The following is a 25,707-nucleotide window of genomic DNA, read 5'->3' on the forward strand; positions in this document are numbered from 1 at the left end:
TCAGCCGCCGTAGGAGCGCAGGGCGTCGATCGCGCGGACGGTCACGTCCTCGACCGGTCCGGTGGCGTCGATGCCCACCAGCTTGCCCTGCGCGCCGAAGTAGTCGACGAGGGGGGACGTGTCGCGGGCGTACACCTTCAGGCGCTCGGCGATCGTCTCGGCCTTGTCGTCGTCGCGCTGGAAGAGCTCGCCGCCGCAGCGGTCGCAGACGCCCTCGTGCACGGGGGCGTCGAACTCGACGTGCCAGATCTTGCCGCAGCCGCGGCAGGTCCGGCGGCCGGAGAGCCGCCGGATGACCTCTTCGTTCTCCACGACCAGCTCGAGCACGATGTCGAGGCCGGTGCCGAGGTCGGCCAGGAGCTTGTCCAGGGCGTTGGCCTGCGGGACCGTGCGCGGGAAGCCGTCGAGCAGGAACCCGTCGGCGGCGTCGCCCTCGGCCAGCCGGTCGGACACCATGTTGATGGTGACCTCGTCCGGGACGAGCTGACCGGCGTCCATGTAGCGCTTCGCCTCGACGCCGAGCGGGGTGCCCTGCCCGACGTTGGCCCGGAAGATGTCGCCCGTGGAGATTTTGGGCACGGCGAGGTGCGCGGCGATGAACTCGGCCTGGGTCCCCTTGCCCGCCCCGGGGGGACCTACCAGCACCAGCCTCACTACCGGAGGAACCCTTCGTAGTTGCGCTGCATGAGCTGGCTCTCGATCTGCTTCACCGTCTCGAGGCCCACACCAACAATAATGAGCACCGCGGTGCCGCCGAACGGGAAGTTTTGCAGAGCCTGTCCGCCACCGACGATACCGATGAGCAGGTTGGGCAGGATCGAGATGATGCCCAGGTAGAGCGCGCCGGGGAGGGTGATGCGGCTGAGGATGAAGTCAAGATACTCGGCGGTCGGCTTGCCGGGGCGGATGCCCGGCACGAAGCCGCCGTACTTGCGCATGTTGTCCGCGACCTCGGTCGGGTTGAACGTGATCGACACGTAGAAGTACGTGAAGAAGATGATCAGCGTGAAGTACAGGATGATGTGCGCTGCCTTGTCCTGGGCCACGATGTTGCGCTGGATCCACAGGATGGTGCGGTTCGTCGTGTCCGCGCCGGCGAACGAGGTCGCCAGCTGCGGCAGGTAGAGCAGCGAGGAGGCGAAGATGACCGGGATGACACCCGCCTGGTTGACCTTCAGCGGGATGTAGGTCGACGTCCCGCCGTACATGCGGCGGCCGATCATCCGCTTCGCGTATTGCACCGGGATGCGACGCTGGGCCTGCTCGAGGAAGACCACGAAGGCGATGACGACGACGGCCAGTCCGACGATCACGAAGAAGGTCGTCTTGTCGTCCTGCCAGATCTGGATGCCCTCGTTGGGGAGGCGGGCCGCGATCGAGGTGAAGATCAGGACGGACATGCCGTTGCCGACGCCGCGGTCCGTGACGAGCTCGCCGAACCACATGACCATGCCCGTGCCGGCGGTCATCGTGACGACCAGGGCGGTGAGGGTGAGCCACAGGGGGATCTTGCCGGTGTCGGGGATGACCGGGAACTGGCTCTGGTCGCAGGCGCCGCCGAAGAGCTGGCCGGAGCGGGCCAGGGCGACGATCGAGGCGGCCTGCAGGACGCCGAGCCCGAGGGTCAGGTAGCGCGTGTACTGGGTGATCTTCGCCTGGCCGGACTGGCCTTCCTTGCGCAGCTGCTCCAGGCGCGGGATCACCACGGTCAGCAGCTGCAGGATGATGCTCGCGGTGATGTACGGCATGATGCCGAGCGCGAAGACTGAAAGTTGCAGCAGCGCGCCACCGGAGAACAGGTTCAGCAGGGTCGCGACCCCGGCGCTGTCACCGCTCTCGACGATGTCGAGGCACTTCTGCACGTTGCCGAACGACACACCGGGGCTGGGCAGCGTGGCGCCCACCCGGTACAGGCCGATCATGAGCAATGTGAACAAGATTTTGTTGCGCAGGTCAGGCGTGCGAAACGCGCTGGCAAAGGCGGAGAGCAACGTTCTTCCTCCTGCGCAAGGCGGCCAGGTGGGCCGACGAGGTGGGGTCCTGGTGGTGCTTGGTGCGGGTGGTGCGGCTGAGCGGATGAGTCGAGTGTGTTACTGCGACAACGGACTCTAACAGGATGCCCGCAGCACATCACGCCCCGGCGATCCCTCAGCTTTTCAGGTAGTACTGGTACCGATCCTTAGGCGCCGCGTGGCGCCCACCAAAACCACTCCGGTGGACGCCACGGTAGCGCGTTATCTACTCAGCTGCGGAGCCGCCGAGCAGCGTGGCGGAGCCGCCCGCCGCTTCCAGCTTCTCGCGGGCCGTCGCGCTGAACTTGTGCGCGCTGACCTGCAGCTTCACTCCGCCGAGCTCCCCGTCGCCGAGGACCTTGACGAGCTCGCCCTTGCGGACGGCGCCGGCGTCGACGAGCTCGTCGACCCCGATGGTGCCGCCGTTCGGGAAGAGCTCCGCCAGGCGGGCCAGGTTGACGACCTGGAACTCGATGCGGTTGCGGTTCTTGAAGCCCTTGAGCTTCGGCAGGCGCATGTGGAGGGGCATCTGCCCACCCTCGAACGCCGCCGAGATGTTCTTCCGGGCCTTGGAGCCCTTGGTGCCACGACCGGCGGTCTTGCCCTTGGAGCCCTCACCGCGACCCACACGGGTCTTCGCGGTCTTGGCGCCCGGGGCGGGCCGCAGGTGGTGCAGCTTGATCGTCATCGGATTACTCCACCTCTTCCACGGTGACCAGGTGCGTCACGGTGTGGATCATGCCGCGGATCTCCGGACGGTCTTCCTTGACGACGACGTCGCGGATCCGCTTCAGGCCGAGCGAACGCAGCGTGTCGCGCTGGTTCTGCTTGGTGCCGATCTCGGACCGGATCTGAGTGACCTTCAGGCGAGCCATGGTCATGCACCCGCCCCGGCACGCTGGGCCAGCATGGCCGCGGGCGCGACGTCTTCGACCGGCAGGCCACGGCGCGCGGCCACGACCTCGGGCGACTCGAGCTTCTTCAGCGCCGCCACCGTCGCGTGGACGATGTTGATCGCGTTGGAGGACCCGAGGCTCTTGGACAGGACATCGTGGATGCCCGCGCACTCCAGGACGGCGCGCACCGGGCCACCGGCGATGACACCGGTACCGGCGGAGGCCGGCTTGAGCAGCACGACACCGGCGGCGTCCTCGCCGATCACCGGGTGCGGGATCGACGCCGCGATCCGCGGAACCTTGAAGAAGTGCTTCTTGGCCTCCTCGACGCCCTTGGCGATGGCCGCGGGCACCTCCTTGGCCTTTCCGTAACCGACGCCGACGGTGCCGTCGCCGTCACCGACGATGACGAGGGCGGTGAAGCTGAAGCGCCGACCACCCTTGACGACCTTGGCGACACGGTTGATCGCGACGACCCGCTCGAGGTGGGGGGTCTTCTCGGCGGGCGCGTTACCGCGGCCGCCTCCGTCGCGACGGTTCTCGCGACGGCCGCCACCTTCGGTGTTCCCACCGGACCCGCCGCCCCTGCGCTGAGGACCAGGCATGAACGTTCCCTTTCCTAGAATTCGAGTCCGGCTTCGCGGGCGGCCTCGGCCAGGGCCGCGATGCGGCCGGCGTAACGGTTACCGCCACGGTCGAAGACGACCTTGCCGACACCCGCGGCCTTCGCCCGCTCGGCGAGCAGCGTGCCGACCTTGCCGGCCAGCGCCTTCTTGTCGCCGTCGGTGCCGCGGATGCTCGCGTCGAGCGTCGAGGCCGAGGCCAGCGTGTGGCCCTTGAGGTCGTCGACGATCTGCGCGGTGATGTTGCGCAGCGAGCGGGTGACGACCAGGCGGGGACGCTCGGCCGTGCCGCTGACGTGCTTGCGGATGCGGAAGTGCCGGCGTGCGCGCCCGACTCGGCGCGCCGCGGCGGTGCCGCCTGCGTTGCGGCGCTTGAGCAGCGTGGCGCTCACTTCTTGCCTGCCTTTCCAGCCTTACGGCGGATGACCTCGCCCTGGTACCGCACGCCCTTGCCCTTGTACGGCTCCGGCGGGCGGATCTTGCGGATGTTGGCGGCGACCTCGCCCACCTGCTGCTTGTCGATGCCGGCGATGTGGAACAGCGTCGGCCGCTCGACGGTGAACGTGATGCCCGCGGGGGGCGTCACGACCACGGGGTGGGAGAACCCGAGCGCGAACTCCAGGTCGGAACCCTTCGCCGTGACGCGGTAACCGGTGCCCGCGATCTCAAGGCTCTTGCGGTAGCCCTCGGTGACGCCGATGACCATGTTCGCGATGAGCGTGCGGGACAGGCCGTGCAGCTCCTTGGCCTTGCGCTCGTCGTTGGGGCGCACCACGTTGAAGGTGCCGTCCTCGGCCTTCTCCACCGTGATGGGCTCGGCGAGGGTGTGGCTCAGCTCGCCCTTGGGTCCCTTGACGGTGACGACCTGTCCGTCGACCTTCAGGTCGACGCCGGCGGGCACCGCGATGGGCTTACGTCCGATTCGAGACATTGTGGCTCTCCCTTACCAGACGTAGGCGAGGACTTCCCCGCCCACCCCTCGCTTGCGGGCCTGCCGGTCGGTGAGCAGCCCTTGGGACGTCGAGATGATGGCCACACCGAGGCCACCGAGCACGCGCGGCATCTCCACCGACTTCGCGTACACCCGCAGGCCGGGCTTCGAGACCCGGCGGATGCCGGCGAGGCTGCGCTCGCGGCTCTGGCCGTACTTGAGCTCAACGATCAGCGTCTTGCCGACCTTGCCCTCTTCCGGCTCCTGAACCTGCCACGAGGACACGTAGCCCTCGGACTTGAGCACCTCGGCGATGTTCGCCTTGATCTTCGAGTAGGGCATCGACACCCGGTCGTGGTACGCCTGGTTGGCGTTGCGCAGACGCGTGAGCATGTCTGCGATCGGGTCGGTCATGGTCATTGCTTTGTCAGCCTTTCTCGCCGCGGTTCCTCGCCTCTGGGGCGGGCCTACGGCGAAGGAGGTTTACCAGGAGGCCTTGGAAACGCCGGGCAGCTCGCCGCGGTGCGCCATCTCGCGGATGCACACGCGGCACAGCCCGAACTTCCGGTAGACGGCCTTGGGCCGGCCGCAGCGCTGGCAGCGGGTGTAGGCGCGGACCGCGAACTTGGGCTTCGCGGCGGCCTTGAGGATGAGGGCCTTCTTCGCCATCGGTCAGTTCTCCTAGTTCTCACGGAACGGGAAGCCGAGCAGCTTCAGCAGCGCGCGACCTTCCTCGTCCGTGCGAGCGGTGGTGACCACGGTGATGTCCATCCCTCGCGGCCGGTCGATACGGTCCTGGTCGATCTCGTGGAACACCGACTGCTCGGTGAGACCGAAGGTGTAGTTGCCGTTGCCGTCGAGCTTGCGCCCGTCCAGACCGCGGAAGTCGCGGATACGCGGCAGCGCGATCGACAGCAGGCGGTCGAGGAACTCCCACATGCGGTCGTTGCGGAGCGTGACCTTCGCGCCGATGGGCATGCCCTCACGCAGCTTGAACTGCGCGATGGACTTGGTCGCGCGGCGGATCTGCGGCTTCTGACCGGTGATCGTGGCCAGGTCGCGGACCGCGCCGTCGATCAGCTTCGAGTCGCGGGCCGCCTCGCCGACGCCCATGTTGACGACGACCTTGACGACGCCCGGGATCTGCATCACGTTGTCGTACTTGAACTGCTCCTGCAGCTTGCCGGCGATCTCGTCGCGGTAGCGCTGCTTGAGGCGCGGGTTCACCTTGTCGACCGTCGTCATCACAGATCCTTACCGGAGCGACGCGACGTGCGGGTCTTGACGCCGTCCTCGTCGATGCGGGCACCGACGCGGGTCGGCTTGTTGTCCGAGTCGATCACCATCACGTTCGAGACGTGGATGGCGGCTTCCTGGGTCACGATGCCACCGGTCTTCGAACCACGCTGGGTGGTGCGGATGCGGGTGTGCTTCTTGACGCGGTTGACGCCCTCGACGATGACCTTGTCCTCGCGCGGGAGGGCGGTGAGGACCTTGCCCCGGGTGCCCTTGTCCTTGCCCGCGATGACCAGGACGGTGTCGCCCTTTTTGACCTTCATGGTTACAACACCTCCGGCGCGAGCGAGATGATCTTCATGAAACGCTTGTCCCGGAGCTCACGCCCGACCGGGCCGAAGATGCGGGTACCACGGGGGTCACCGCCGTCCTTGATGATCACGGCGGCGTTCTCGTCGAACCGGATGTAGGACCCGTCCGGCCGGCGCCGCTCCTTGGTGGTCCGGACGACGACGGCCTTGACCACGTCACCCTTCTTCACCCCGGCGCCCGGAATGGCGTCCTTCACGGTGGCCACGATGATGTCGCCGATGCCTGCATAGCGGCGACCCGAGCCACCGAGCACACGGATGCACAGGATCTCCCGGGCACCCGTGTTGTCGGCGACGCGCAGCCGCGACTCCTGCTGAATCACGCTTGTCTCCTAATGTCTGCCAGTTCTCGGCACCGGGCCCGGTGGAACCGGTGCCGAGCTTGGCGGAACGACGGCCTTACTTGGCCTTTTCGAGGATCTCCACGACCCGCCAGCGCTTGGTGGCGGACAGGGGCCGGGTCTCCATGAGCAGCACCCGGTCGCCGATACCGCAGGCGTTCTGCTCGTCGTGCGCCTTGAGCTTGTTGGTGCGGCGCATGACCTTGCCGTACAGCGGGTGCTTGACCTGGTCCTCGACCGCCACGACGACGGTCTTGTTCATCTTGTCGCTGACCACGAGGCCCTCGCGGACCTTGCGGCGGCCGCGCACCTCGGTGCTCTCGGTCGTCTGCTCGCTCATGCTCATGCCACCTCAGCCACAGCGTCGGGCGCGACTGAGAGACCCAGCTCGCGCTCGCGCATGATCGTGTAGATCCGGGCGATGTCCTTGCGGATGATCTGCAACCGCCCGTGGTTGTCCAGCTGGCCGGTGGCCGACTGGACGCGGAGGTTGAACAGCTCCGCCTTCGCTTCCCGAAGCTTCTCGACCAGGCTCTCGTCGGACAGCTCGCGCAGCTCGGTCGCCTTGATTCCGGCGGCCATCAGACATCAGCCCCTTCACGCGTGACGATCCGGCACTTCAGCGGAAGCTTGTGGATCGCGCGGCGCATTGCCTCGCGGGCGATCTGCTCGTTCGGGAACGACATCTCGAACAGGATCCGGCCCGGCTTGATGTTGGCCACCCACCACTCGGGGGAGCCCTTGCCGGAACCCATGCGGGTCTCGGCCGGCTTCTTGGTGATGGAGCGGTCCGGGAAGATCGTGATCCAGACCTTGCCGCCACGACGGATGTGCCGGGTCATGGCGATACGGGCCGACTCGATCTGGCGGTTCGTGATGTACGCCGGCTCGAGAGCCTGGATACCGAAGTCGCCGAAGACCACACGGGTGCCGCCCTTGGCCGGGCCGTGCCGGTCCGGGTGGTGCGGCTTGCGGAAGCCCTTCGGGGGCTTACGAGGGATCAGCATTCGTCAGCCCTCCTGGGACGTCTCTGCCGGTGCCTGCTCGGCCGCGGCGGACTCGGGGGTCGCCTCGGCGGCCTGGGCCGCGGCGGCGGCGCGGCCGGCCTCGGTCCCGCCGGCCGTCGTGCCGGAGGAGCCGGAACGCCCGCGACGCGGCCGCTCGGGCCGGTCGGTGCGCTCGCGACGGCCACCGCGCGGAGCGGCGGCCTCGGCCGGCGCCTCGCGACCCGGGACGGCGTCGCCCTTGTAGATCCAGACCTTCACGCCGATGCGGCCGAAGGTGGTACGCGCCTCGAAGAAGCCGTACTCGATGTTGGCCCGCAGCGAGTGCAGCGGCACGCGACCCTCACGGTAGAACTCCGTGCGGCTCATCTCGGCGCCGCCGAGGCGGCCGGAGACCTGCACCCGGATGCCCTTGACCAGCGGGTTCTTCATCGCCGACTGCATCGCCTTGCGCATGGCGCGGCGGAAGCTGACCCGGCTGGACAGCTGCTCGGCCACGCCCTGCGCGACGAGCTGCGCGTCCGACTCGGGGCTCTTCACCTCGAGGATGTTGAGCTGCACCTGCTTGCCGGTGAGCTTCTCCAGCTCGGCGCGGATGCGGTCGGCCTCGGCGCCCTTGCGGCCGATGACGATGCCCGGGCGGGCCGTGTGGATGTCCACGCGGACCCGGTCGCGGGTGCGCTCGATGTCGACCTTGGCGATGCCGGCGCGCTCGAGGCCCTTGGACATCATCCGACGGATCTTGACGTCCTCGGCGATGTAGTCCTTGTAGAGCTTGTCGGCGTACCAGCGGGACTTCCAGTCGGTGCTGATGCCGAGCCGGAACCCGTGCGGGTGAACCTTCTGACCCATTACTCGGTCCCTTCCTCGGCGTCAGCCGGCTTGGCGGCCGCCTTCTTGGCCGGCGCCTTCTTCGCCGCGGTCTTCTTCGCGGGCGTCGACGTGGCCTCGTCGGTCTCGTCCGGCTCGGCGGCGACGGCCTTGGCGGCCTTCGTCGCCTTGGCGACGCCGGCCTTCGCCGCGCGTGCCTGGCTCGCGGGAACGCTCTCGACCACGATGGTGATGTGGCTGGTGCGCTTGCGGATCCGGTACGCGCGACCCTGCGCCCGCGGCCGGAACCGCTTGAGCGTCGGGCCCTCGTCGACGTATGCCTCGGCGACCAGGAGCGAGTCCGGGTCGAGCCGCTCGTTGTTCTCTGCGTTGGCGATGGCGCTCGCGAGCACCTTGTAGACCGGCTCGCTCGCGGACTGCGGGGCGAACTGCAGCACCGTGAGTGCCTCACGCGCGGGCAGGCCGCGGACGAGGTTCACCACACGGCGCGCCTTCATCGGCGACACGCGCACGTGGCGCGCGATCGCCCGGGCACCGGGCAGCGCCGCCGCTGCTTTTGTTGACATCGGGAAATCCCCTTTAGTTGGCTGCCTTAGCGGCGGCGGCTCTTCCGGTCGTCCTTCTCGTGACCCTTGAAGGTGCGGGTCAGCGCGAACTCGCCGAGCTTGTGCCCGACCATCGCCTCCGTCACGAAGACGGGCACGTGCTTACGCCCGTCGTGGACGGCGATCGTGTGCCCGAGCATGTCGGGGATGATCGTCGACCGGCGCGACCAGGTCTTGATGACGTTCTTGGAGTTCTTGGCGTTCTGGACTTCCACCTTCTTGAGCAGGTGGTCGTCGACGAACGGGCCCTTCTTGAGGCTGCGAGGCATTGCTCAGGCTCCTTAGCCGCGCTTCCGGGTGGCGTAACGCCTACGGACGATGAGACGGTCGCTCGGCTGGCCCTTGCGCCGCGTGCGGCCCTCCGGCTTGCCCTTCGGGTTGACCGGGTGGCGACCACCCGAGGTCTTACCCTCACCACCACCGTGCGGGTGGTCGATGGGGTTCATCGCGACACCGCGGACGGTCGGGCGCTTGCCCTTCCAGCGCATACGGCCGGCCTTGCCCCAGTTGATGTTCGACTGGTCGGCGTTGCCGATCTCGCCGATGGTGGCGCGGCAGAGGACCTCGACGCGCCGGATCTCACCGGACGGCATGCGCAGCGTCGCGTACTGGCCCTCGCGGCCCAGCAGCTGGATCCCGACGCCGGCCGAGCGGGCCAGCTTGGCACCGCCGCCCGGGCGCAGCTCCACCGCGTGGACAGTGGTGCCGACCGGGATGTTGCGCAGCGGCAGGTTGTTGCCCGGCTTGATGTCGGCGCCGACCCCGGCCTCGACCCGGTCGCCCTGCTTGAGGTCCTTCGGCGCGATGATGTACCGCTTCTCGCCGTCGGCGTAGTGCAGCAGCGCGATGCGCGCGGTCCGGTTGGGGTCGTACTCGATGTGCGCGACCTTGGCGGGGATGCCGTCCTTGTCCGCGCGACGGAAGTCGATCAGCCGGTACTGGCGCTTGTGGCCGCCGCCCTGGTGGCGCGCGGTGACGCGGCCGTGGACGTTGCGTCCGCCCTTGCTGGGCAGCGGGACGAGCAGCGACTTCTCGGGCGTCGATCGGGTGATCTCGGCGAAGTCGGCGACGCTCGAACCACGACGACCCGGGGTCGTCGGCTTGTATTTACGGATAGCCATCGTCTATACCCCTCAGCTGACCGGTCCGCCGAAGGCTTCGATCCGGTCACCCTCGGCGAGCTTGACCATCGCCCGCTTCGTGTCCTTGCGCTTGCCCCAACCCGTGCGGGTCCGCTTGCGCTTGCCTTCGCGGTTGATGGTGTTGACCGACAGGACGCGGACGTTGAAGATCTGCTGAATCGCGATCTTGATCTCGGTCTTGTTCGCGTCCGGGTGCACCAGGAACGTGTACCAGTTGCGGTTGAGCTCGCTGTAGCTCTTCTCAGAGACCACCGGCTGGATGATCACGTCGCGTGGATCGGCGATCGTCGCCATGATCAGGCCTCCTCAGTGGTCTCGTCGGCACCGGCGGTCTCAGCCGGCACGCCGAGGAACTCGTTGAGCGCCGCGGTCGTGAAGATGACCTGGTCGGCGACGAGCACGTCGTGCGTGTTGAGCTGGTCGGCGACCAGGAGGTGCACCGACTGCTCGTTGCGCAGGCTCAGCCAGTTGGCCTCGTCGTCGCGCGGGAGGACCACGAGGACCCGGCGCGCGTCGGTGATGCCGCGCAGCACCTTCAGGGCGTCCTTGGTCTTCGGGGTGTCGCCGTCGATGAAGCTCTCCACGACGTGGATGCGACCCTCGCGGGCCCGGTCGGAGAGCGCGCCACGCAGGGCGGCGGCCTTCATCTTCTTGTTCACCCGCTGGGTGTAGTCACGCGGCACGGGGCCGTGCGTGACGCCACCGCCGGTGAACTGCGGCGCGCGGATCGAGCCCTGCCGGGCACGACCGGTGCCCTTCTGCTTGTAGGGCTTCTTGCCGCCGCCGGACACCTCGCCCCGCGTCTTGACCTTGTGCGTGCCCTGGCGGGCCGCGGCCAGCTGCGCGACGACGACCTGGTGCATCAGCGGGATGCTGGCCTGGGCGTCGAAGATGTCATCCGGCAGCTCGACGGTGCCGTTGGTGGCGCCGTCGACCGTCTTGACGTCAACGGTGGTCACTTGGTGATCCCACCCTTCTGCGACTTCGCGTCAACCTTGGCCGCGCTGCGCAGCAGCACGAGGCTGCCCTTCGGGCCGGGGACCGCGCCCTTGATGAGGATCAGGCCCTGCTCCAGCTCGACCGCCTGGACGGTGAGGTTCTGCACGGTGAAGCGGGCGCCACCCATGCGGCCGGCCATCTTGACGCCCTTGAAGACGCGACCCGGGGTCGCGCAGGCGCCGATGGAGCCGGGCGAGCGGTGCTTGCGCTCGACACCGTGGCTGGCACGCAGGCCGTGGAAGCCGTGCCGCTTCATGACACCGGCGTAGCCCTTGCCCTTGGTGCGGCCGGTCACGTCGATGCGCTGGCCCGCGGTGAAGGTGTCGGCCGTGATCTCCTGGCCGAGCGTGTACTCGCCGGCGTCGGTGGTCCGCAGCTCCACGATGTGGCGCCGGGGCGCGACGTCCGCCTTGGCGAAGTGGCCCGACCGCGGCTTGTTGACCTTGCGCGGGTCGATCTGGCCCCACGCGAGCTGGACCGCGGAGTAGCCGTCGTTGTCAGCCGTGCGCACCTGGGTCACGACGCACGGGCCGGCCTGCACCACAGTCACCGGAACAACCTTGCCGTTGTCCCAGATCTGGGTCATGCCGAGCTTCTCACCCAGGATGCCCTTGACTTGCCTGTCCATAAGTCCGGTCCCTACAGCTTGATCTCGATGTCGACACCAGCCGGCAGGTCGAGCCGCATGAGCGAGTCAACCGTCTTCGGGGTCGGGTCGATGATGTCGATCAGACGCTTGTGCGTGCGCATCTCGAAGTGCTCGCGCGAGTCCTTGTACTTGTGCGGCGAGCGGATCACGCAGTAGCGGTTGATCTCAGTGGGCAGCGGCACCGGCCCAGCGACCTGAGCCCCGGTGCGCGTGACCGTCTCGACGATCTTCCGCGCCGAGGAGTCGACGACCTCGTGGTCGTAGGCCTTGAGCCGGATGCGGATCTTCTGTCCCGCCATGGTGGCTTCAGTTCCCTCTCTCATGCGAGGCCTCTCGACCTCGCGGAACCCCGAAGGGTCCGGTGCCGCCTATTTGGTTTGTCCGACCCCCGCGGTCGGGCGTGTCGCGGCCAAGGGCCAGGCTCCGCCGCCGACGTCCTTCTCAGGACCGCTGGTGGCTTGGAGACCTACCCCAGGGCGTGCCACGCCCGGATCGCGGAGGTGAGCGCCAGTCACAGGACTGACGCCGCGCGGAAGCGGTCGAGACTGTTCATTGAGCAGTCTCGACCGCCCCGCGACGCAACCCGACCATTATGCCGCATGACTTGCGACAAAGTGAAATCGGGGTGCCTCAGGTCGTTACTTGAGGATCTTCGTCACACGGCCGGCGCCGACGGTGCGGCCACCCTCGCGGATCGCGAAGCGGAGGTTCTCCTCCATGGCGATCGGCTGGATGAGCTGCACGGTCATGCCGGTGTTGTCGCCGGGCATGACCATCTCGGTGCCTTCCGGCAGCGTGACGACGCCGGTGACGTCCGTGGTGCGGAAGTAGAACTGCGGACGGTAGTTCTGGAAGAACGGGGTGTGCCGGCCACCCTCCTCCTTGGAGAGGATGTAGACGGTCGCCTCGAACTCGGTGTGCGGGGTGTTGCTACCCGGCTTCACCACGACCATGCCGCGCTCGACGTCCTCGCGCTTGATACCACGCAGGAGCAGGCCGACGTTCTCACCGGCGCGCGCCTCGTCGAGGATCTTGCGGAACATCTCGATCGCCGTGCAGGTGGTCTTCATCGACTTGGCCTTGATGCCAACGATCTCGACCTCCTCGTTCGGCTTGAGGATGCCGCGCTCGACACGACCGGTGACGACGGTGCCACGACCGGTGATCGTGAAGACGTCCTCGACGGGCATGAGGAACGGCTTCTCGGTCTCACGCTCGGGCTGCGGGATCGCGCTGTCGACGGCGCTCATGAGCTCCATGAGGGCGTCCGACCACTTCGGGTCGCCCTCGAGGGCCTTGAGGGCCGAGACGCGCACGACCGGAGCGTCGTCGCCCGGGAACTCCTGGCTCGACAGCAGCTCACGGACCTCGAGCTCGACGAGCTCCAGGAGCTCCTCGTCCTCGACCATGTCGCTCTTGTTCAGCGCCACCACGATGTAGGGGACGCCGACCTGGCGGGCCAGCAGCACGTGCTCGCGGGTCTGCGGCATCGGGCCGTCGGTCGCGGCGACCACCAGGATCGCGCCGTCCATCTGCGCGGCACCGGTGATCATGTTCTTGATGTAGTCGGCGTGGCCCGGGCAGTCAACGTGGGCGTAGTGCCGGTTCTCGGTCTGGTACTCGACGTGCGCGATCGAGATCGTGATGCCGCGGGCCTTCTCCTCCGGCGCCTTGTCGATCTCGTCGAACGGGGTGTAGGGGTTCACGTCCGGCATGCGGTCGTGCAGCACCTTGGTAATGGCCGCCGTCAGCGTCGTCTTCCCGTGGTCGATGTGACCGATGGTGCCGATGTTGACGTGCGGCTTAGTCCGCTCGAACTTCGCCTTCGCCACTGGTGTCCTCCTGTGGACTTCTGGTTCGCGGTGCGTCGACGCCTGAAGCGTCGACGCACCCTGTCGACTTGGGTCTGGCGGCTGAAGCCTCAGGCCCGCTGATGCAGCCTCGCGGCCGCGGACCGGGAACTACTCCCCGGTCGCCTTCGCGATGATCTCCTTGGCGACGTTCGCGGGAACCTCGGCGTAGGAGTCGAACTGCATCGAGTAGCTCGCCCGGCCCTGGGTCTTCGACCGCAGGTCGCCGACGTAGCCGAACATTTCCGACAACGGCACCGTGGCGCGGACGACACGGGCACCGCCGCGCTCTTCCATCGCCTGGATGGTGCCACGCCGGGAGTTGAGGTCGCCGATCACGTCGCCCATGTTCTCTTCCGGGGTGGTGACCTCGACGGCCATCAACGGCTCGAGGAGGGCCGGAGACGCCTTGCGGGCCGCCTCCTTCATCACCATCGAACCAGCGATCTTGAATGCCATTTCCGACGAGTCGACCTCGTGGTACTGCCCGTCGAGCAGCGTCAGCTTGACGCCCACCATCGGGTAGCCGGCGAGGACGCCGTACTGCATCGCGTCCTGGGCGCCGGCGTCCACCGAAGGGATGAACTCCTTCGGGATGCGGCCACCCGAGACCTCGTTGACGAACTCGTACGTCGGGCCGTCCGCCGTCATCTCGAGCGGCTCGAGCTTGACGATGACCTTCGCGTACTGGCCGGAGCCACCGGTCTGCTTCTTGTGCACGTAGTCGATCTTGTCGACGGTGCCCCGGATGGTCTCGCGGTAGGCCACCTGCGGCTTGCCGATGTTGGCCTCGACGCTGAACTCCCGGCGCATGCGGTCGACCAGGATGTCCAGGTGCAGCTCGCCCATGCCGGCGATGATGGTCTGACCGGTCTCCTCGTCGTTCTTGACGCGGAAGGTCGGGTCCTCCTCGGCCAGGCGCTGGATGGCGGTGCCCAGCTTCTCCTGGTCGGCCTTGCTCTTCGGCTCGATCGCGACCTGGATGACCGGCTCCGGGAACGTCATCGACTCCAGGATGACCGGGCTGGCCGGGTCGCAGAGGGTGTCACCCGTGGTGGTCTGCTTGAGACCCTGCACGGCGATGATGTCACCCGCCTGGGCGCTGGGCCGCTCCTCACGCTTGTTCGCGTGCATCTGGTAGATCTTGCCGATCCGCTCCTTGCGGTCCTTGGTGGAGTTGACCACCTGGGAGCCGGAGTCGAGCGTGCCGGAGTAGATGCGCACGTAGGTGAGCTTGCCGAGGTGCTTGTCCGTCTGGATCTTGAAGGCCAGGCCGGAGAAGGGCTCGCTGTTGGAGGGCTTGCGCTGCATCGGCGTCTCGCCGTCGGTCGCCACGCCCTCGACGGCCGGGATGTCCAGCGGCGAGGGGAGGTAGTCGACGACGGCGTCGAGCATGGGCTGGACGCCCTTGTTCTTGAACGCCGAGCCGCAGACGACCGGGTTGAGCTTGCCGGCGATGGTCGCCCGGCGGATCGCGGTCTTGAGCTCCTTGACGTCGAACGTGTCGCCGTCGAGGTAGCGGACCATGATCTCGTCGTCGGTCTCCGCGAGCGTCTCCAGGAGCTTGTCCCGGTACTCGTTCGCCTGGTCGACGAGATCCGCGGGGATCTCCTCGATGGCGTAGTCCTCACCCTTCTGGGTCTCGCCACGCCAGGTCAGCGCGCGCATCTCCAGCAGGTCGACGACGCCGATGTGGTCGCCTTCCAGGCCGATCGGGATCTGCAGCACCAGCGGGGTGGCGTTGAGCCGCTCGACCATCATCTGCACGCAGCGGAAGAAGTCGGCCCCGGTGCGGTCCAGCTTGTTGACGAAGCACATACGCGGGACGTTGTACTTGTCGGCCTGCCGCCAGACGTTCTCGGTCTGCGGCTCCACGCCGGCAACGCCGTCGTAGACCGCCACGGCGCCGTCCAGGACCCGCAGCGACCGCTCGACCTCGACCGTGAAGTCGACGTGGCCGGGCGTGTCGATGATCTGGATGACGTGGCCCTTCCACTCGCACTTCGTGGCGGCGGAGGTGATGGTGATGCCCCGCTCCTGCTCCTGCTCCATCCAGTCCATGACGGCGGCGCCCTCGTGGACCTCACCGATCTTGTACGTGATACCGGTGTAGAACAGGATGCGCTCAGTCGTCGTCGTCTTACCGGCGTCGATGTGCGCCATGATGCCGATGTTGCGGACCTTGGCGAGGGCAGCGTCTACGGCAGCCACTTCGAATCCCTACTTCGCTCTCGTCGGATTGCTGGAAAAGCGTCGCTTACCAGCGGTAGTGCGCGAAGGCCTTGTTGGACTCCGCCATCTTGTGGGTGTCTTCGCGGCGCTTCACCGAAGCACCGAGCCCGTTGCTGGCGTCCAGCAGCTCGTTCATGAGCCGCTCCACCATGGTCTTCTCACGACGGGCACGCGAGTAGGTGACCAGCCAGCGCAGGCCCAGCGTCGTCGCCCGGGGCGGACGGACCTCGACCGGCACCTGGTAGGTCGCGCCACCGACGCGGCGGCTGCGGACCTCGAGGGTCGGCTTGACGTTGTCCATCGCGCGCTTCAGCGTGACGACGGGGTCGGTGCCCGACTTCTCCCGGCAACCCTCGAGGGCGCTGTAGACAACGCGCTCGGCGAGCTGGCGCTTGCCCTCGACCAGGATCTTGTTGATCAACTGGGTGACGAGCAGGGAGTTGTAGACCGGGTCCGCCACCAGGGGCCGGCGCGGCGCGGGGCCTTTACGCGGCATGTCAGCTCTTCTCCTTCTTCGCGCCGTACCGGCTGCGAGCCTGCTTGCGGTTGCGGACACCCTGGGTGTCCAGCGAACCACGGATGATCTTGTACCGGACGCCGGGGAGGTCCTTCACACGGCCACCGCGGACCAGCACGATCGAGTGCTCCTGAAGGTTGTGACCGACACCGGGGATGTAGGCCGTCACCTCGATACCGTTGCTCAGTCGCACACGGGCCACCTTGCGCAGCGCCGAGTTCGGCTTCTTCGGCGTGGTGGTGTACACACGCGTGCAGACGCCACGCCGCTGCGGGCTGCCCTTGAGCGCCGGCGTCTTGGTCTTGCTCAGCTTCGCCTGGCGGCCCTTGCGGACCAGCTGCTGGATCGTAGGCACTGGGCCTGTCTCCCTTCGGCCTCGCGGCCGCACGTCTTCTTCTTCGCTGTCTCCACGGCGTGACCGGCACCCGCGGTCGGGCGTGTCGCCCGCCGCGCGAACCCGGTCCAGGTAGTGCCAACCGGGTTTCGCGGTTTGCATCCACCCTCAACCCGCGGAGGCGGGCCGTTGTGGACGCACGCACGAGTTGCCCGGCAAAGCCGGGCACGAGGGGAAAGAGTACCCACCGTGAGGACGCTGGTCAAAATCGACGGCTCGGCCTCATGAAGGAACACTCTTCACACCAAGAGTACCTGGTGTCTGTTCGGAACATCGCCGGGGTCGCATCATCGGCGTCGGCGCAGCTCAACGGGCTTCGCGGCCGCTGGCGGCGAGGTGGCGGACCGCCCGGCGGCTACGCGGCGGCGGCGAAGACGAAGGCGGCCAGCAGCGACAGCACGCCGATGCCGGCGCCCACGGAGCCGAGGACGAGGCCCGTCACCGCCATCCCCCGGCCGGTGACCAGCCGGCCCGACCGGCGGACCTGACGCATGCCGACGACCCCCAGGCCGACGGCGCCGAGGCCGAGGAACACCGCCAGGACCGTGAAGGCGCCGCCGGCGACCGGGCCCCAGCCCTCCGCGGCGCCGGCCAGGCCGAGGCAGCTCACGGTGAGCCCGACGAAGATCGAGGCGATGCCGGCGACGAGGCTGCCGATCGCGGGGCCGCTGGGGGTCCCCTGGACGAGTGGGTAGGCGACCCCGAACGGGGTGCCCTGCACGACGTCGATCCGCATGCCGGACTGCGGGGCGTGCGGGGGCGGCGCCTGCCGCTGGTACGGGTACGTCACGTCAGTTCACCAACGGGTCGAAGTCGGTGCCGCGGCCACGGGCATACGCCAGCAGGCCCACGATCGCGAGCACGACCAGCGCCGCGATCGACAGCACGATGCCGGTCCACGCGAGCCGCACGCCGTTGCGCAGCCGCCTGGCGCCCAGCAGGAAGCCCTCGGCGGCGACCAGCTCGCGGTGCGACTCGCGGGCCATCAGCAGGGCGAGGGTCGCGGGGATGAGCCCGCCGAGGAACGGCCCGGTCACCACCGACAGCAGGCCCAGCCCGAACACGGCCGACGCCTTGGTGGCACGGACCGGGTCGGGGTCGAGCGGATGGCGGGTCGACGACGTCACCACCCGAGCCTATCCGGTGCACGGCAAGAGGGCGGGAACCCGTGGGTCCCCGCCCTCTGCACGGTGCCGTCGCGGTTTAGCGGAAGGAGCCCAGGTCGAAGTCGTCCAGGGGGACCGCCTGCCCGCTGGCCGGGCCGAAGCCGTAGTCGGCCTCCGGGTAGCCGGTCATCGAGTAGACCTTCGCCTTCGCCTCCTCGGTCGGCTCGACCCGGATGCTGCGGTACTTGCTGATGCCGGTACCCGCCGGGATGAGCTTACCGATGATGACGTTCTCCTTCAGACCGATCAGCGAGTCGCTGCGCGCGTGGATCGCGGCGTCGGTCAGCACCCGGGTCGTCTCCTGGAACGAGGCCGCGGACAGCCACGACTCCGTCGCCAGCGACGCCTTGGTGATACCCATCAGCACGGGACGGCCCGCCGCCGGCTCGCCGCCCTCGGCGACGACGCGGCGGTTCTCCGCCTCGAACAGCGCACGGTCGACCAGCACGCCGGGCAGGAACTCGGTCGAGCCGGAGTCGATGACCGTGACCCGCTTGAGCATCTGCCGGATGATGATCTCGATGTGCTTGTCGTGGATGAGCACACCCTGCGAGCGGTACACCTCCTGGACCTCGGACGTCAGGTGCACCTGCACCGCCCGGGGACCCATGATGCGCAGCAGCTCGTGCGGGTCGATCGTGCCCTCGGTGAGCTTCTCACCGACCTCGACGTGCTCGCCGTCCTGGTAGCGCAGCTTGACGCGCCGGCTGAGCTTGTCGTGGACGATCTCCTCGCTGCCGTCGTCCGGCACGATGATGATCTTCCGCATCCGCTCGCCGTCCTCGATCCGCACGCGGCCGGGGGTGTCGGCGATGGGCGCCTTACCCTTCGGCACGCGGGCCTCGAAGATCTCCTGCACACGGGGCAGACCCTGGGTGATGTCCTCACCCGCGACACCACCGGTGTGGAAGGTACGCATCGTCAGCTGCGTGCCCGGCTCACCGATCGACTGGGCGGCGATGATGCCGACCGCCTCGCCGACGTCGACGGTCTTGCCCGTGGGCAGCGACCGGCCGTAGCAGGCGCCGCAGACGCCCAGCTTCGACTCGCAGGTGAGCACGCTGCGGACGCGGACGGTCTCGGTCCCGGCGGCGACCAGCTTGTCGACCACGATCGAGTTGATGTCCGTGCCGCGCTCGGCGACGAGCTTGCCGTCCTTGTCGCGGACGTCGTCGGCCAGGGTGCGCGCGTGCACGCCCGTCTCCGCGTGCTGGTGGATGCGCATGACGCCGTCGTGCAGCTCGCCGACCGCCATCGGGATGGCGCGGTCGGTGCCGCAGTCCTCCTCGCGGATGATGACGTCCTGCGACACGTCCACCAGACGACGGGTCAGGTAACCCGAGTCGGCGGTCCGCAGCGCGGTGTCGGCCAGACCCTTGCGCGCGCCGTGCGTGGAGATGAAGTACTCCAGCACGGACAGACCCTCCCGGTAGCTGGCCTTGATCGGCCGCGGGATGATCTCGCCCTTCGGGTTGGCCACCAGGCCACGGATCGCGGCGATCTGGCGGAGCTGGAGCAGGTTACCGCGGGCACCCGAGTTGATCATCTTCCACAGCGGGTTCTCCTGCGGCAGCGCGCTTTCCATCTCCTTGGCGACCTCGCCGGTCGCCTTGGTCCAGATCTCGATGAGCTCGCCGCGGCGCTCCTCGGCCGTCATGAGACCGCGCTGGTACTGCTTGTCGATCCGCTCGGCCTCCTTCTCGTAGCGCTCGAGGATCTCGCGCTTGCGAGGCGGCTGGATGACGTCCTCCATGCCGATGGTGACGCCGGACCAGGTGGCCCAGTGGAAGCCGGCCAGCTTGAGCGCGTCGAGGGTCGCCGCGAGGGAGACCTTCGGGAAGCGCTCGGCCAGGTCGTTGACGATCGCCGACAGCTGACCCTTGCGGATCTCGTAGTTGACGAAGCGGTAGCCCACCGGGAGGGTCTCGTTGAACAGGACCCGGCCCAGGGTGGTCTCGACCGTCACGGCGTCGCCGGGCTGCCAGCCCTCGGGGGCCTCCCACTGCGGGCCGGACGCACCGTTGTCGACGCCGATGATGTCCTTGAGCCGGATCTTCACCGGGGCCTGCAGGTGCAGCTCGCCGTTGTCGAACGCCATCCGGGCCTCGGCGTCGGAGCTGAAGGTGCGCCCCTCGCCGACCAGGTTCCTCTGGATGTGCGTCAGGTGGTACAGGCCGATGACCATGTCCTGGGTGGGCATGGTGACCGGCTTGCCGTCGGCCGGCTTGAGGATGTTGTTGCTGGACAGCATGAGGATGCGGGCCTCGGCCTGCGCCTCCGCGGACAGCGGCACGTGCACGGCCATCTGGTCGCCGTCGAAGTCGGCGTTGAAGGCGGTGCAGACGAGCGGGTGGATCTGGATGGCCTTGCCCTCGACCAGCTGCGGCTCGAAGGCCTGGATACCCAGGCGGTGCAGGGTCGGCGCGCGGTTGAGCAGCACCGGGTGCTCCGCGATGACCTCCTCCAGCACGTCCCACACGACCGGGCGCTGACGCTCGACCATGCGCTTGGCCGACTTGATGTTCTGCGCGTGGTTCAGGTCGACCAGGCGCTTCATCACGAACGGCTTGAACAGCTCCAGCGCCATCTGCTTCGGCAGGCCGCACTGGTGCAGCTTGAGCTGCGGGCCGACGACGATGACCGAACGGCCGGAGTAGTCGACGCGCTTGCCGAGCAGGTTCTGCCGGAAGCGGCCCTGCTTGCCCTTGAGCATGTCGGACAGCGACTTCAGCGGCCGGTTGCCCGGGCCGGTGACGGGACGACCGCGGCGGCCGTTGTCGAACAGCGCGTCGACGGCCTCCTGCAGCATCCGCTTCTCGTTGTTGACGATGATCTCCGGGGCACCCAGGTCGATCAGGCGCTTGAGCCGGTTGTTGCGGTTGATCACGCGCCGGTACAGGTCGTTGAGGTCGCTGGTGGCGAACCGGCCACCGTCGAGCTGCACCATCGGGCGCAGGTCCGGCGGGATGACCGGGACGCAGTCCAGCACCATGCCCAGCGGCGAGTTGGCGGTGTTGAGGAACGCCGCGACGACCTTGAGGCGCTTGAGGGCCCGGATCTTGCGCTGGCCCTTGCCGCTGCGGATGGTCTCGCGCAGCGACTCGGCCTCCTCGTCGAGGTCCAGGTTCTCCAGCAGCGCCTTGATCGCCTCGGCACCCATGGCGCCGGTGAAGTACTCACCGAACCGGTCGCGCAGCTCGCGGTAGAGCAGCTCGTCGGTGATGAGGTTCTTGCGGTCCAGCTTGCGGAACGTGTCCATGACCTCGTCGAGACGGTCGATCTCACGCTGCGCGCGGTCACGCATCTGGCGCATCTCGCGCTCGCCGGACTCCTTGACCTTGCGGCGCACGTCGGCCTTCGCGCCCTCGGCCTCGAGCTCGGCGAGGTCCTGCTCCAGCTTCGCGGCGCGCTTCTCGATCTCCGAGTCGCGGGCGTTCTCCGCCTGCCGCTTCTCCGCCGACACCTCGTTCTCGAGGGTGGCGAGGTCGCGGTGGCGGGCCTCCTTGTCGACGCTGGTGATCACGTACGACGCGAAGTAGATGATCTTCTCGAGATCCTTCGGCGCCAGGTCGAGCAGGTAGCCGAGCCGGCTGGGCACACCCTTGAAGTACCAGATGTGCGTGACCGGGGCGGCCAGCTCGATGTGACCCATGCGCTCACGGCGGACCTTGGCCCGGGTCACCTCGACGCCGCAGCGCTCACAGATGATGCCCTTGAACCGGACCCGCTTGTACTTGCCGCAGTAGCACTCCCAGTCCCGGGTCGGACCGAAGATCTTCTCGCAGAAGAGCCCGTCCTTCTCCGGCTTCAGGGTGCGGTAGTTGATCGTCTCGGGCTTCTTGACCTCGCCGTGCGACCACTGGCGGATGTCGTCGGCAGTGGCCAGACCGATGCGCAGTTCGTCGAAGTAGTTGACGTCGAGCACTTCGTCTATGTCCTCACGATTCAGTTGCTCGGGTAATTGCTAGGTCGTGGGCGGGCGCCTTCGCGGGGCGCCCGCCACGAGATCAAACTTCCTCGACGCTGCTCGGCTCACGCCGGGAGAGGTCGATGCCGAGTTCCTCGGCGGCGCGGAACACCTCGTCGTCCGTCTCGCGCATCTCGAGGGCCACGCCGTCGCTGGAGAGCACCTCGACGTTCAGGCACAGCGACTGCAGCTCCTTGAGGAGCACCTTGAAGGACTCCGGGATGCCCGGCTCCGGGATGTTCTCGCCCTTGACGATCGCCTCGTAGACCTTGACGCGTCCGAGGACGTCGTCGGACTTGATCGTCAGCAGCTCCTGCAGCGCGTAGGCCGCGCCGTAGGCCTGCATCGCCCAGCACTCCATCTCACCGAAGCGCTGGCCACCGAACTGCGCCTTACCACCCAGCGGCTGCTGCGTGATCATGGAGTACGGGCCGGTGGAGCGAGCGTGGATCTTGTCGTCGACCAGGTGGTTGAGCTTGAGGATGTAGATGTAGCCGACCGCGATCGGGTCGGGCAGCGGCTCGCCGGAGCGGCCGTCGAACAGCCGCGCCTTGCCGCTGGCACCGATGAGCTGGTGGCCGTCCCGGTTGGGCAGCGTGCTGCTCATCAGCCCGGCGATCTCCTCCTCCTTGGCACCGTCGAAGACCGGGGTCGCCACGTTGGTGTCCGGCTCGGACTCCCCCGCGCCGATCGCCTTCAGCGCCCGCTTCCACTCGGTGTCGTCACCGTCGATCTTCCAGCCGGTCTTGGCCACCCACCCGAGGTGGGTCTCGAGGACCTGGCCGATGTTCATCCGGCTCGGCACGCCGAGCGGGTTGAGCACGATGTCGACCGGGGTGCCGTCCTCGAGGAACGGCATGTCCTCGACCGGGAGGATCTTGGAGATGACACCCTTGTTGCCGTGGCGGCCGGCGAGCTTGTCGCCGTCCTGGATCTTCCGCTTCTGGGCCACGTAGACGCGCACCAGCTCGTTGACGCCCGGGGACAGCTCGTCGCCGTCCTCCCGGCTGAACGTGCGCACGCCGATGACCGTGCCGGTCTCGCCGTGCGGCACCTTGAGGCTGGTGTCGCGCACCTCGCGGGCCTTCTCACCGAAGATCGCGCGGAGCAGCCGCTCCTCCGGGGTCAGCTCGGTCTCACCCTTGGGGGTGACCTTGCCGACCAGGATGTCGCCGGTCACGACCTCGGCGCCGATCCGGATGATCCCCCGCTCGTCGAGGTCGGCGAGCATCTCCTCGCTGACGTTCGGGATGTCGCGGGTGATCTCCTCCGGCCCCAGCTTGGTGTCGCGCGCGTCGACCTCGTGCTCCTCGATGTGGATCGAGGTGAGGACGTCGTTCTGCACCAGCTTCTGGGACAGGATGATGGCGTCTTCGTAGTTGTGACCCTCCCAGGGCATGAACGCCACGAGCAGGTTGCGCCCGAGCGCCATCTCGCCCTCGTCGGTGCACGGACCGTCGGCGATGACCTGCCCCGCCTCGACCCGGTCGCCCTCGAAGATCACCGGCTTCTGGTTGACGCAGGAGCCGGAGTTGGAGCGGCGGAACTTGTGCAGCAGGTAGGTGCGGCGGTGGCCGTCGTCCTGGTGGATCGTGATGTAGTCGGCGCACATGTCCTCGACCACGCCGGCGACCTCGGCCACGACCACGTCACCGGCGTCGACGGCGGCACGGTACTCCATGCCGGTGCCGACGAGCGGGGCCTCGGCCTTGACCAGCGGCACGGCCTGGCGCTGCATGTTGGCGCCCATCAGTGCCCGGTTGGCGTCGTCGTGCTCGAGGAACGGGATCATCGCGGTGGCGACCGAGGTCATCTGCCGCGGCGACACGTCCATGTAGTCGACCTGGTCCGCGGGGACGTTGTCGACCTCACCGCCCTTGCGTCGGACGAGGATGCGGTCCTCGGCGAAGTTGCCGTCGCTCTTGAGCGGAGCGTTGGCCTGCGCCTTGACGTAGCGGTCCTCTTCGTCGGCGGTCAGGTAGTCGATCTGGTCGGTGACCCGGCCGTCGACGACCTTGCGGTACGGCGTCTCGACGAAGCCGAACGGGTTGACCCGCGCGAACGTCGACAGCGCGCCGATGAGACCGATGTTGGGACCCTCGGGGGTCTCGATCGGGCACATGCGGCCGTAGTGCGACGGGTGCACGTCACGGACCTCGAAGCCGGCCCGCTCACGCGACAGACCACCCGGGCCGAGCGCGCTCAGCCGGCGCCGGTGGGTCAGGCCCGCCAGCGGGTTGGTCTGGTCCATGAACTGGGACAGCTGCGACGTGCCGAAGAACTCCTTGATCGCCGCCACGACGGGACGGATGTTGATCAGGGTCTGCGGCGTGATCGCCTCGACGTCCTGGGTGGTCATCCGCTCGCGGACGACGCGCTCCATCCGGGACAGGCCGACGCGGACCTGGTTCTGGATGAGCTCGCCGACCGTGCGCAGGCGCCGGTTGCCGAAGTGGTCGATGTCGTCGGCCTCGTAGCCCTCTTCGCCCGTGTGCAGGCGGCAGAGGTACTCGACCGTGGCGACGATGTCCTCCTCGGTCAGCACACCCTGGTTGATCGGGAGGTCCAACTCGAGCTTCTTGTTGAACTTGTATCGACCGACCTTGGCGACGTCGTATCGCTTCGGGTTGAAGAAGAGGTTGTCGAGCAGGGTCTGCGCATTCTCACGCGTCGGCGGCTCGCCGGGGCGGAGCTTGCGGTAGATGTCGAGCAGCGCCTCGTCCTGGCCGGCGATGTGGTCCTTCTCGAGCGTCGTCATCATGAGCTCGGACCAGCCGAACTTCTCACGGATGCGCTCGGCGGACCAGCCGATGGCCTTGAGCAGGACGGAGACCGCCTGCCGGCGCTTGCGGTCGATGCGGACACCGACGGTGTCGCGCTTGTCGATGTCGAACTCGAGCCAGGCGCCCCGGCTCGGGATGACCTTGACACTGGTGAGGTCGCGGTCGGAGGTCTTGTCCGGCTGCTTGTCGAAATACACGCCCGGGGACCGGACGAGCTGGCTCACCACGACGCGCTCGGTGCCGTTGATGATGAAGGTGCCCTTCGGCGTCATCATCGGGAAGTCACCCATGAACACCGTCTGGCTCTTGATCTCGCCGGTGGTGTGGTTGGTGAACTCCGCCGTCACGAACAGCGGCGCGCAGTAGGTGAGGTCCTTCTCCTTGCACTCCTCGATCGGAGCCTTCACCTCGTCGAAGCGGGGCGCGGAGAACGACAGTGACATCGTGCCGGAAAAGTCCTCAATGGGACTGATCTCATCGAGGATCTCCGCGAGCCCGGAACGGGCGTGCTGATCACCGGCCGAGCGGCTCTGCCAGTTCTCGTTGCCAACCAACCAGTCGAACGAGTCGGTTTGGATGGCAAGGAGGTTGGGAACCTCAAGGTGTTCGGTGATCCTGCCGAAGGAGACCCGGCGGGGAGCGTATGCGCTCGAACTGGTCTTCGCAGGGCGGGAAGCTGCCAAGATGCGTCCTTCCGAGGACCGGTGGTGCAGACAGGCCGTTTCGCGTGCAGCCTGACGACCCCCGATGCAAAGTGCCCACGAAGAGGCACTCCACGCCAGAGGTGAAGTCAGAAGACAGCGCAAACTAGCAGTGTAGCCGAAAGGCTAACCGCTGTCGAGCGGCCCCGTGCACGATGTTTCAACGATCTTTTTTGAAGATCGTTGTTCCACCGGCCGAGCCGCTCGCGTCGGTCGTGGCCTGGGGCTCACCGGTCGATGTGCGCTGAGCCAGACCCAAGAAGGGTCGGGGCACATCTGTCGGGCCGCCGGCCGCCGCGTCCGCGGAAAGGCAGTGCCTGATTAGCGTGCCTGCCCGCTGGTCATCGCGTCAAGGGTTCCCACGCGCGTCGGGCCACCGTGACGGATATCTCGCACTCCGATCACAAGGTGTTGTGGTGCCCACCCCTAGATCTTGGGTCCTTACACCTGGCAGAAC

General features: G+C 67.7%; 30 protein-coding genes and 1 pseudogene. All 31 read right to left on the reverse strand.

Annotated features, from left to right (window positions below):
• A complete protein-coding gene (locus OP18_RS05725) occupies window positions 1–654 on the reverse strand; it encodes an adenylate kinase (RefSeq protein WP_033357649.1) in 654 nt (217 codons plus the stop codon).
• The gene (gene secY, locus OP18_RS05730) at window positions 654–1,991 is read right to left on the reverse strand and encodes a preprotein translocase subunit SecY (protein WP_033357650.1); all 1,338 of its coding nucleotides are present in this window, start codon (window positions 1,989–1,991) and stop codon (window positions 654–656) included. Before secY ends, OP18_RS05725 begins: the two co-directional genes overlap by 1 nt.
• Window positions 1,992–2,238: 247 nt before the next feature.
• A complete protein-coding gene (gene rplO / locus OP18_RS05735; protein ID WP_043787283.1) occupies window positions 2,239–2,700 on the reverse strand; it encodes a 50S ribosomal protein L15 in 462 nt (153 codons plus the stop codon).
• A 4-nt stretch (window positions 2,701–2,704) separates the two neighbouring features.
• Window positions 2,705–2,887, reverse strand: coding sequence for a 50S ribosomal protein L30 (gene rpmD / locus OP18_RS05740; protein ID WP_033357651.1), 183 nt, complete (start codon window positions 2,885–2,887; stop codon window positions 2,705–2,707).
• Window positions 2,888–2,889: 2 nt separating this feature from the next.
• Window positions 2,890–3,513 carry a 30S ribosomal protein S5 gene (gene rpsE, locus OP18_RS05745; protein WP_033357652.1) on the reverse strand — a complete coding sequence of 208 codons (624 nt, stop codon included), beginning with the start codon at window positions 3,511–3,513 and terminating at the stop codon, window positions 2,890–2,892.
• 14 nt (window positions 3,514–3,527) lie between these two features.
• On the reverse strand, window positions 3,528–3,923 hold the full coding sequence (gene rplR / locus OP18_RS05750; RefSeq protein ID WP_043787287.1) for a 50S ribosomal protein L18: 396 nt from the start codon (window positions 3,921–3,923) through the stop codon (window positions 3,528–3,530).
• Window positions 3,920–4,462 carry a 50S ribosomal protein L6 gene (gene rplF / locus OP18_RS05755; RefSeq protein WP_033357653.1) on the reverse strand — a complete coding sequence of 181 codons (543 nt, stop codon included), beginning with the start codon at window positions 4,460–4,462 and terminating at the stop codon, window positions 3,920–3,922. Before rplF ends, rplR begins: the two co-directional genes overlap by 4 nt.
• Window positions 4,463–4,474: 12 nt before the next feature.
• On the reverse strand, window positions 4,475–4,882 hold the full coding sequence (rpsH, locus tag OP18_RS05760; RefSeq protein WP_033357654.1) for a 30S ribosomal protein S8: 408 nt from the start codon (window positions 4,880–4,882) through the stop codon (window positions 4,475–4,477).
• A gap of 63 nt (window positions 4,883–4,945) precedes the next feature.
• Window positions 4,946–5,131 (reverse strand): type Z 30S ribosomal protein S14, encoded by a 186-nt coding sequence (locus OP18_RS05765; RefSeq protein ID WP_033342853.1) that lies wholly within the window; start codon window positions 5,129–5,131, stop codon window positions 4,946–4,948.
• Window positions 5,132–5,143: 12 nt separating this feature from the next.
• Window positions 5,144–5,707, reverse strand: a complete 564-nt coding sequence (gene rplE, locus OP18_RS05770; protein ID WP_033357655.1) for a 50S ribosomal protein L5 — start codon at window positions 5,705–5,707, stop codon at window positions 5,144–5,146.
• Window positions 5,707–6,021 (reverse strand): 50S ribosomal protein L24, encoded by a 315-nt coding sequence (gene rplX, locus OP18_RS05775; RefSeq protein ID WP_033357656.1) that lies wholly within the window; start codon window positions 6,019–6,021, stop codon window positions 5,707–5,709. The genes rplE and rplX overlap by 1 nt, the downstream gene beginning before the upstream one ends.
• A gap of 2 nt (window positions 6,022–6,023) precedes the next feature.
• Window positions 6,024–6,392: a 50S ribosomal protein L14 gene (gene rplN / locus OP18_RS05780; RefSeq protein WP_033357657.1), complete on the reverse strand. Its 369-nt coding sequence runs from the start codon at window positions 6,390–6,392 to the stop codon at window positions 6,024–6,026.
• A gap of 76 nt (window positions 6,393–6,468) precedes the next feature.
• Complete coding sequence (rpsQ, locus tag OP18_RS05785; protein ID WP_033357658.1) at window positions 6,469–6,750, reverse strand: 30S ribosomal protein S17; 282 nt, start codon at window positions 6,748–6,750, stop codon at window positions 6,469–6,471.
• Window positions 6,751–6,752: 2 nt separating this feature from the next.
• Window positions 6,753–6,992, reverse strand: coding sequence for a 50S ribosomal protein L29 (gene rpmC, locus OP18_RS05790; protein ID WP_033357659.1), 240 nt, complete (start codon window positions 6,990–6,992; stop codon window positions 6,753–6,755).
• Window positions 6,992–7,417 carry a 50S ribosomal protein L16 gene (gene rplP / locus OP18_RS05795; RefSeq protein ID WP_033357660.1) on the reverse strand — a complete coding sequence of 142 codons (426 nt, stop codon included), beginning with the start codon at window positions 7,415–7,417 and terminating at the stop codon, window positions 6,992–6,994. Before rplP ends, rpmC begins: the two co-directional genes overlap by 1 nt.
• A gap of 3 nt (window positions 7,418–7,420) precedes the next feature.
• Window positions 7,421–8,266 (reverse strand): 30S ribosomal protein S3, encoded by an 846-nt coding sequence (gene rpsC, locus OP18_RS05800; RefSeq protein ID WP_033357661.1) that lies wholly within the window; start codon window positions 8,264–8,266, stop codon window positions 7,421–7,423.
• Window positions 8,267–8,361: 95 nt separating this feature from the next.
• A pseudogene (gene rplV, locus OP18_RS05805) lies at window positions 8,362–8,811 on the reverse strand (50S ribosomal protein L22); the annotation flags it as partial.
• 26 nt (window positions 8,812–8,837) lie between these two features.
• The gene (gene rpsS / locus OP18_RS05810; RefSeq protein WP_033357663.1) at window positions 8,838–9,119 is read right to left on the reverse strand and encodes a 30S ribosomal protein S19; all 282 of its coding nucleotides are present in this window, start codon (window positions 9,117–9,119) and stop codon (window positions 8,838–8,840) included.
• Between the two features lie 12 nt (window positions 9,120–9,131).
• Window positions 9,132–9,971 carry a 50S ribosomal protein L2 gene (gene rplB, locus OP18_RS05815; RefSeq protein ID WP_033357664.1) on the reverse strand — a complete coding sequence of 280 codons (840 nt, stop codon included), beginning with the start codon at window positions 9,969–9,971 and terminating at the stop codon, window positions 9,132–9,134.
• 12 nt (window positions 9,972–9,983) lie between these two features.
• Window positions 9,984–10,286 (reverse strand): 50S ribosomal protein L23, encoded by a 303-nt coding sequence (rplW, locus tag OP18_RS05820; RefSeq protein WP_033357665.1) that lies wholly within the window; start codon window positions 10,284–10,286, stop codon window positions 9,984–9,986.
• 2 nt (window positions 10,287–10,288) lie between these two features.
• The gene (gene rplD / locus OP18_RS05825; RefSeq protein WP_033357666.1) at window positions 10,289–10,951 is read right to left on the reverse strand and encodes a 50S ribosomal protein L4; all 663 of its coding nucleotides are present in this window, start codon (window positions 10,949–10,951) and stop codon (window positions 10,289–10,291) included.
• Window positions 10,948–11,619, reverse strand: a complete 672-nt coding sequence (rplC, locus tag OP18_RS05830) for a 50S ribosomal protein L3 (RefSeq protein WP_033357667.1) — start codon at window positions 11,617–11,619, stop codon at window positions 10,948–10,950. The genes rplD and rplC overlap by 4 nt, the downstream gene beginning before the upstream one ends.
• 11 nt (window positions 11,620–11,630) lie before the next feature.
• Window positions 11,631–11,939 (reverse strand): 30S ribosomal protein S10, encoded by a 309-nt coding sequence (rpsJ, locus tag OP18_RS05835; protein WP_018347762.1) that lies wholly within the window; start codon window positions 11,937–11,939, stop codon window positions 11,631–11,633.
• A gap of 339 nt (window positions 11,940–12,278) precedes the next feature.
• On the reverse strand, window positions 12,279–13,472 hold the full coding sequence (gene tuf / locus OP18_RS05840; RefSeq protein ID WP_033357668.1) for an elongation factor Tu: 1,194 nt from the start codon (window positions 13,470–13,472) through the stop codon (window positions 12,279–12,281).
• 129 nt (window positions 13,473–13,601) lie between these two features.
• Window positions 13,602–15,701 (reverse strand): elongation factor G, encoded by a 2,100-nt coding sequence (gene fusA, locus OP18_RS05845; RefSeq protein WP_033357669.1) that lies wholly within the window; start codon window positions 15,699–15,701, stop codon window positions 13,602–13,604.
• A gap of 46 nt (window positions 15,702–15,747) precedes the next feature.
• Entirely contained in the window at window positions 15,748–16,218 is a 471-nt protein-coding gene (gene rpsG, locus OP18_RS05850) for a 30S ribosomal protein S7 (protein WP_033357670.1), read from the reverse strand.
• 1 nt (window position 16,219) lies between these two features.
• Window positions 16,220–16,594 carry a 30S ribosomal protein S12 gene (gene rpsL / locus OP18_RS05855; protein WP_033357671.1) on the reverse strand — a complete coding sequence of 125 codons (375 nt, stop codon included), beginning with the start codon at window positions 16,592–16,594 and terminating at the stop codon, window positions 16,220–16,222.
• Between the two features lie 394 nt (window positions 16,595–16,988).
• Window positions 16,989–17,423, reverse strand: coding sequence for a DUF4190 domain-containing protein (locus OP18_RS05860; RefSeq protein WP_052386276.1), 435 nt, complete (start codon window positions 17,421–17,423; stop codon window positions 16,989–16,991).
• A gap of 1 nt (window position 17,424) precedes the next feature.
• Complete coding sequence (locus OP18_RS05865; RefSeq protein WP_245635264.1) at window positions 17,425–17,760, reverse strand: hypothetical protein; 336 nt, start codon at window positions 17,758–17,760, stop codon at window positions 17,425–17,427.
• A gap of 76 nt (window positions 17,761–17,836) precedes the next feature.
• Window positions 17,837–21,724 (reverse strand): DNA-directed RNA polymerase subunit beta', encoded by a 3,888-nt coding sequence (locus OP18_RS05870; protein WP_033357673.1) that lies wholly within the window; start codon window positions 21,722–21,724, stop codon window positions 17,837–17,839.
• 82 nt (window positions 21,725–21,806) lie between these two features.
• The gene (gene rpoB / locus OP18_RS05875) at window positions 21,807–25,232 is read right to left on the reverse strand and encodes a DNA-directed RNA polymerase subunit beta (protein ID WP_033357674.1); all 3,426 of its coding nucleotides are present in this window, start codon (window positions 25,230–25,232) and stop codon (window positions 21,807–21,809) included.
• Between the last annotated feature and the right edge of the window lie 475 nt (window positions 25,233–25,707).

This window comes from Dactylosporangium aurantiacum (assembly GCF_000716715.1).
In the GTDB taxonomy this organism is placed as follows: Bacteria; Actinomycetota; Actinomycetes; order Mycobacteriales; family Micromonosporaceae; genus Dactylosporangium; species Dactylosporangium aurantiacum.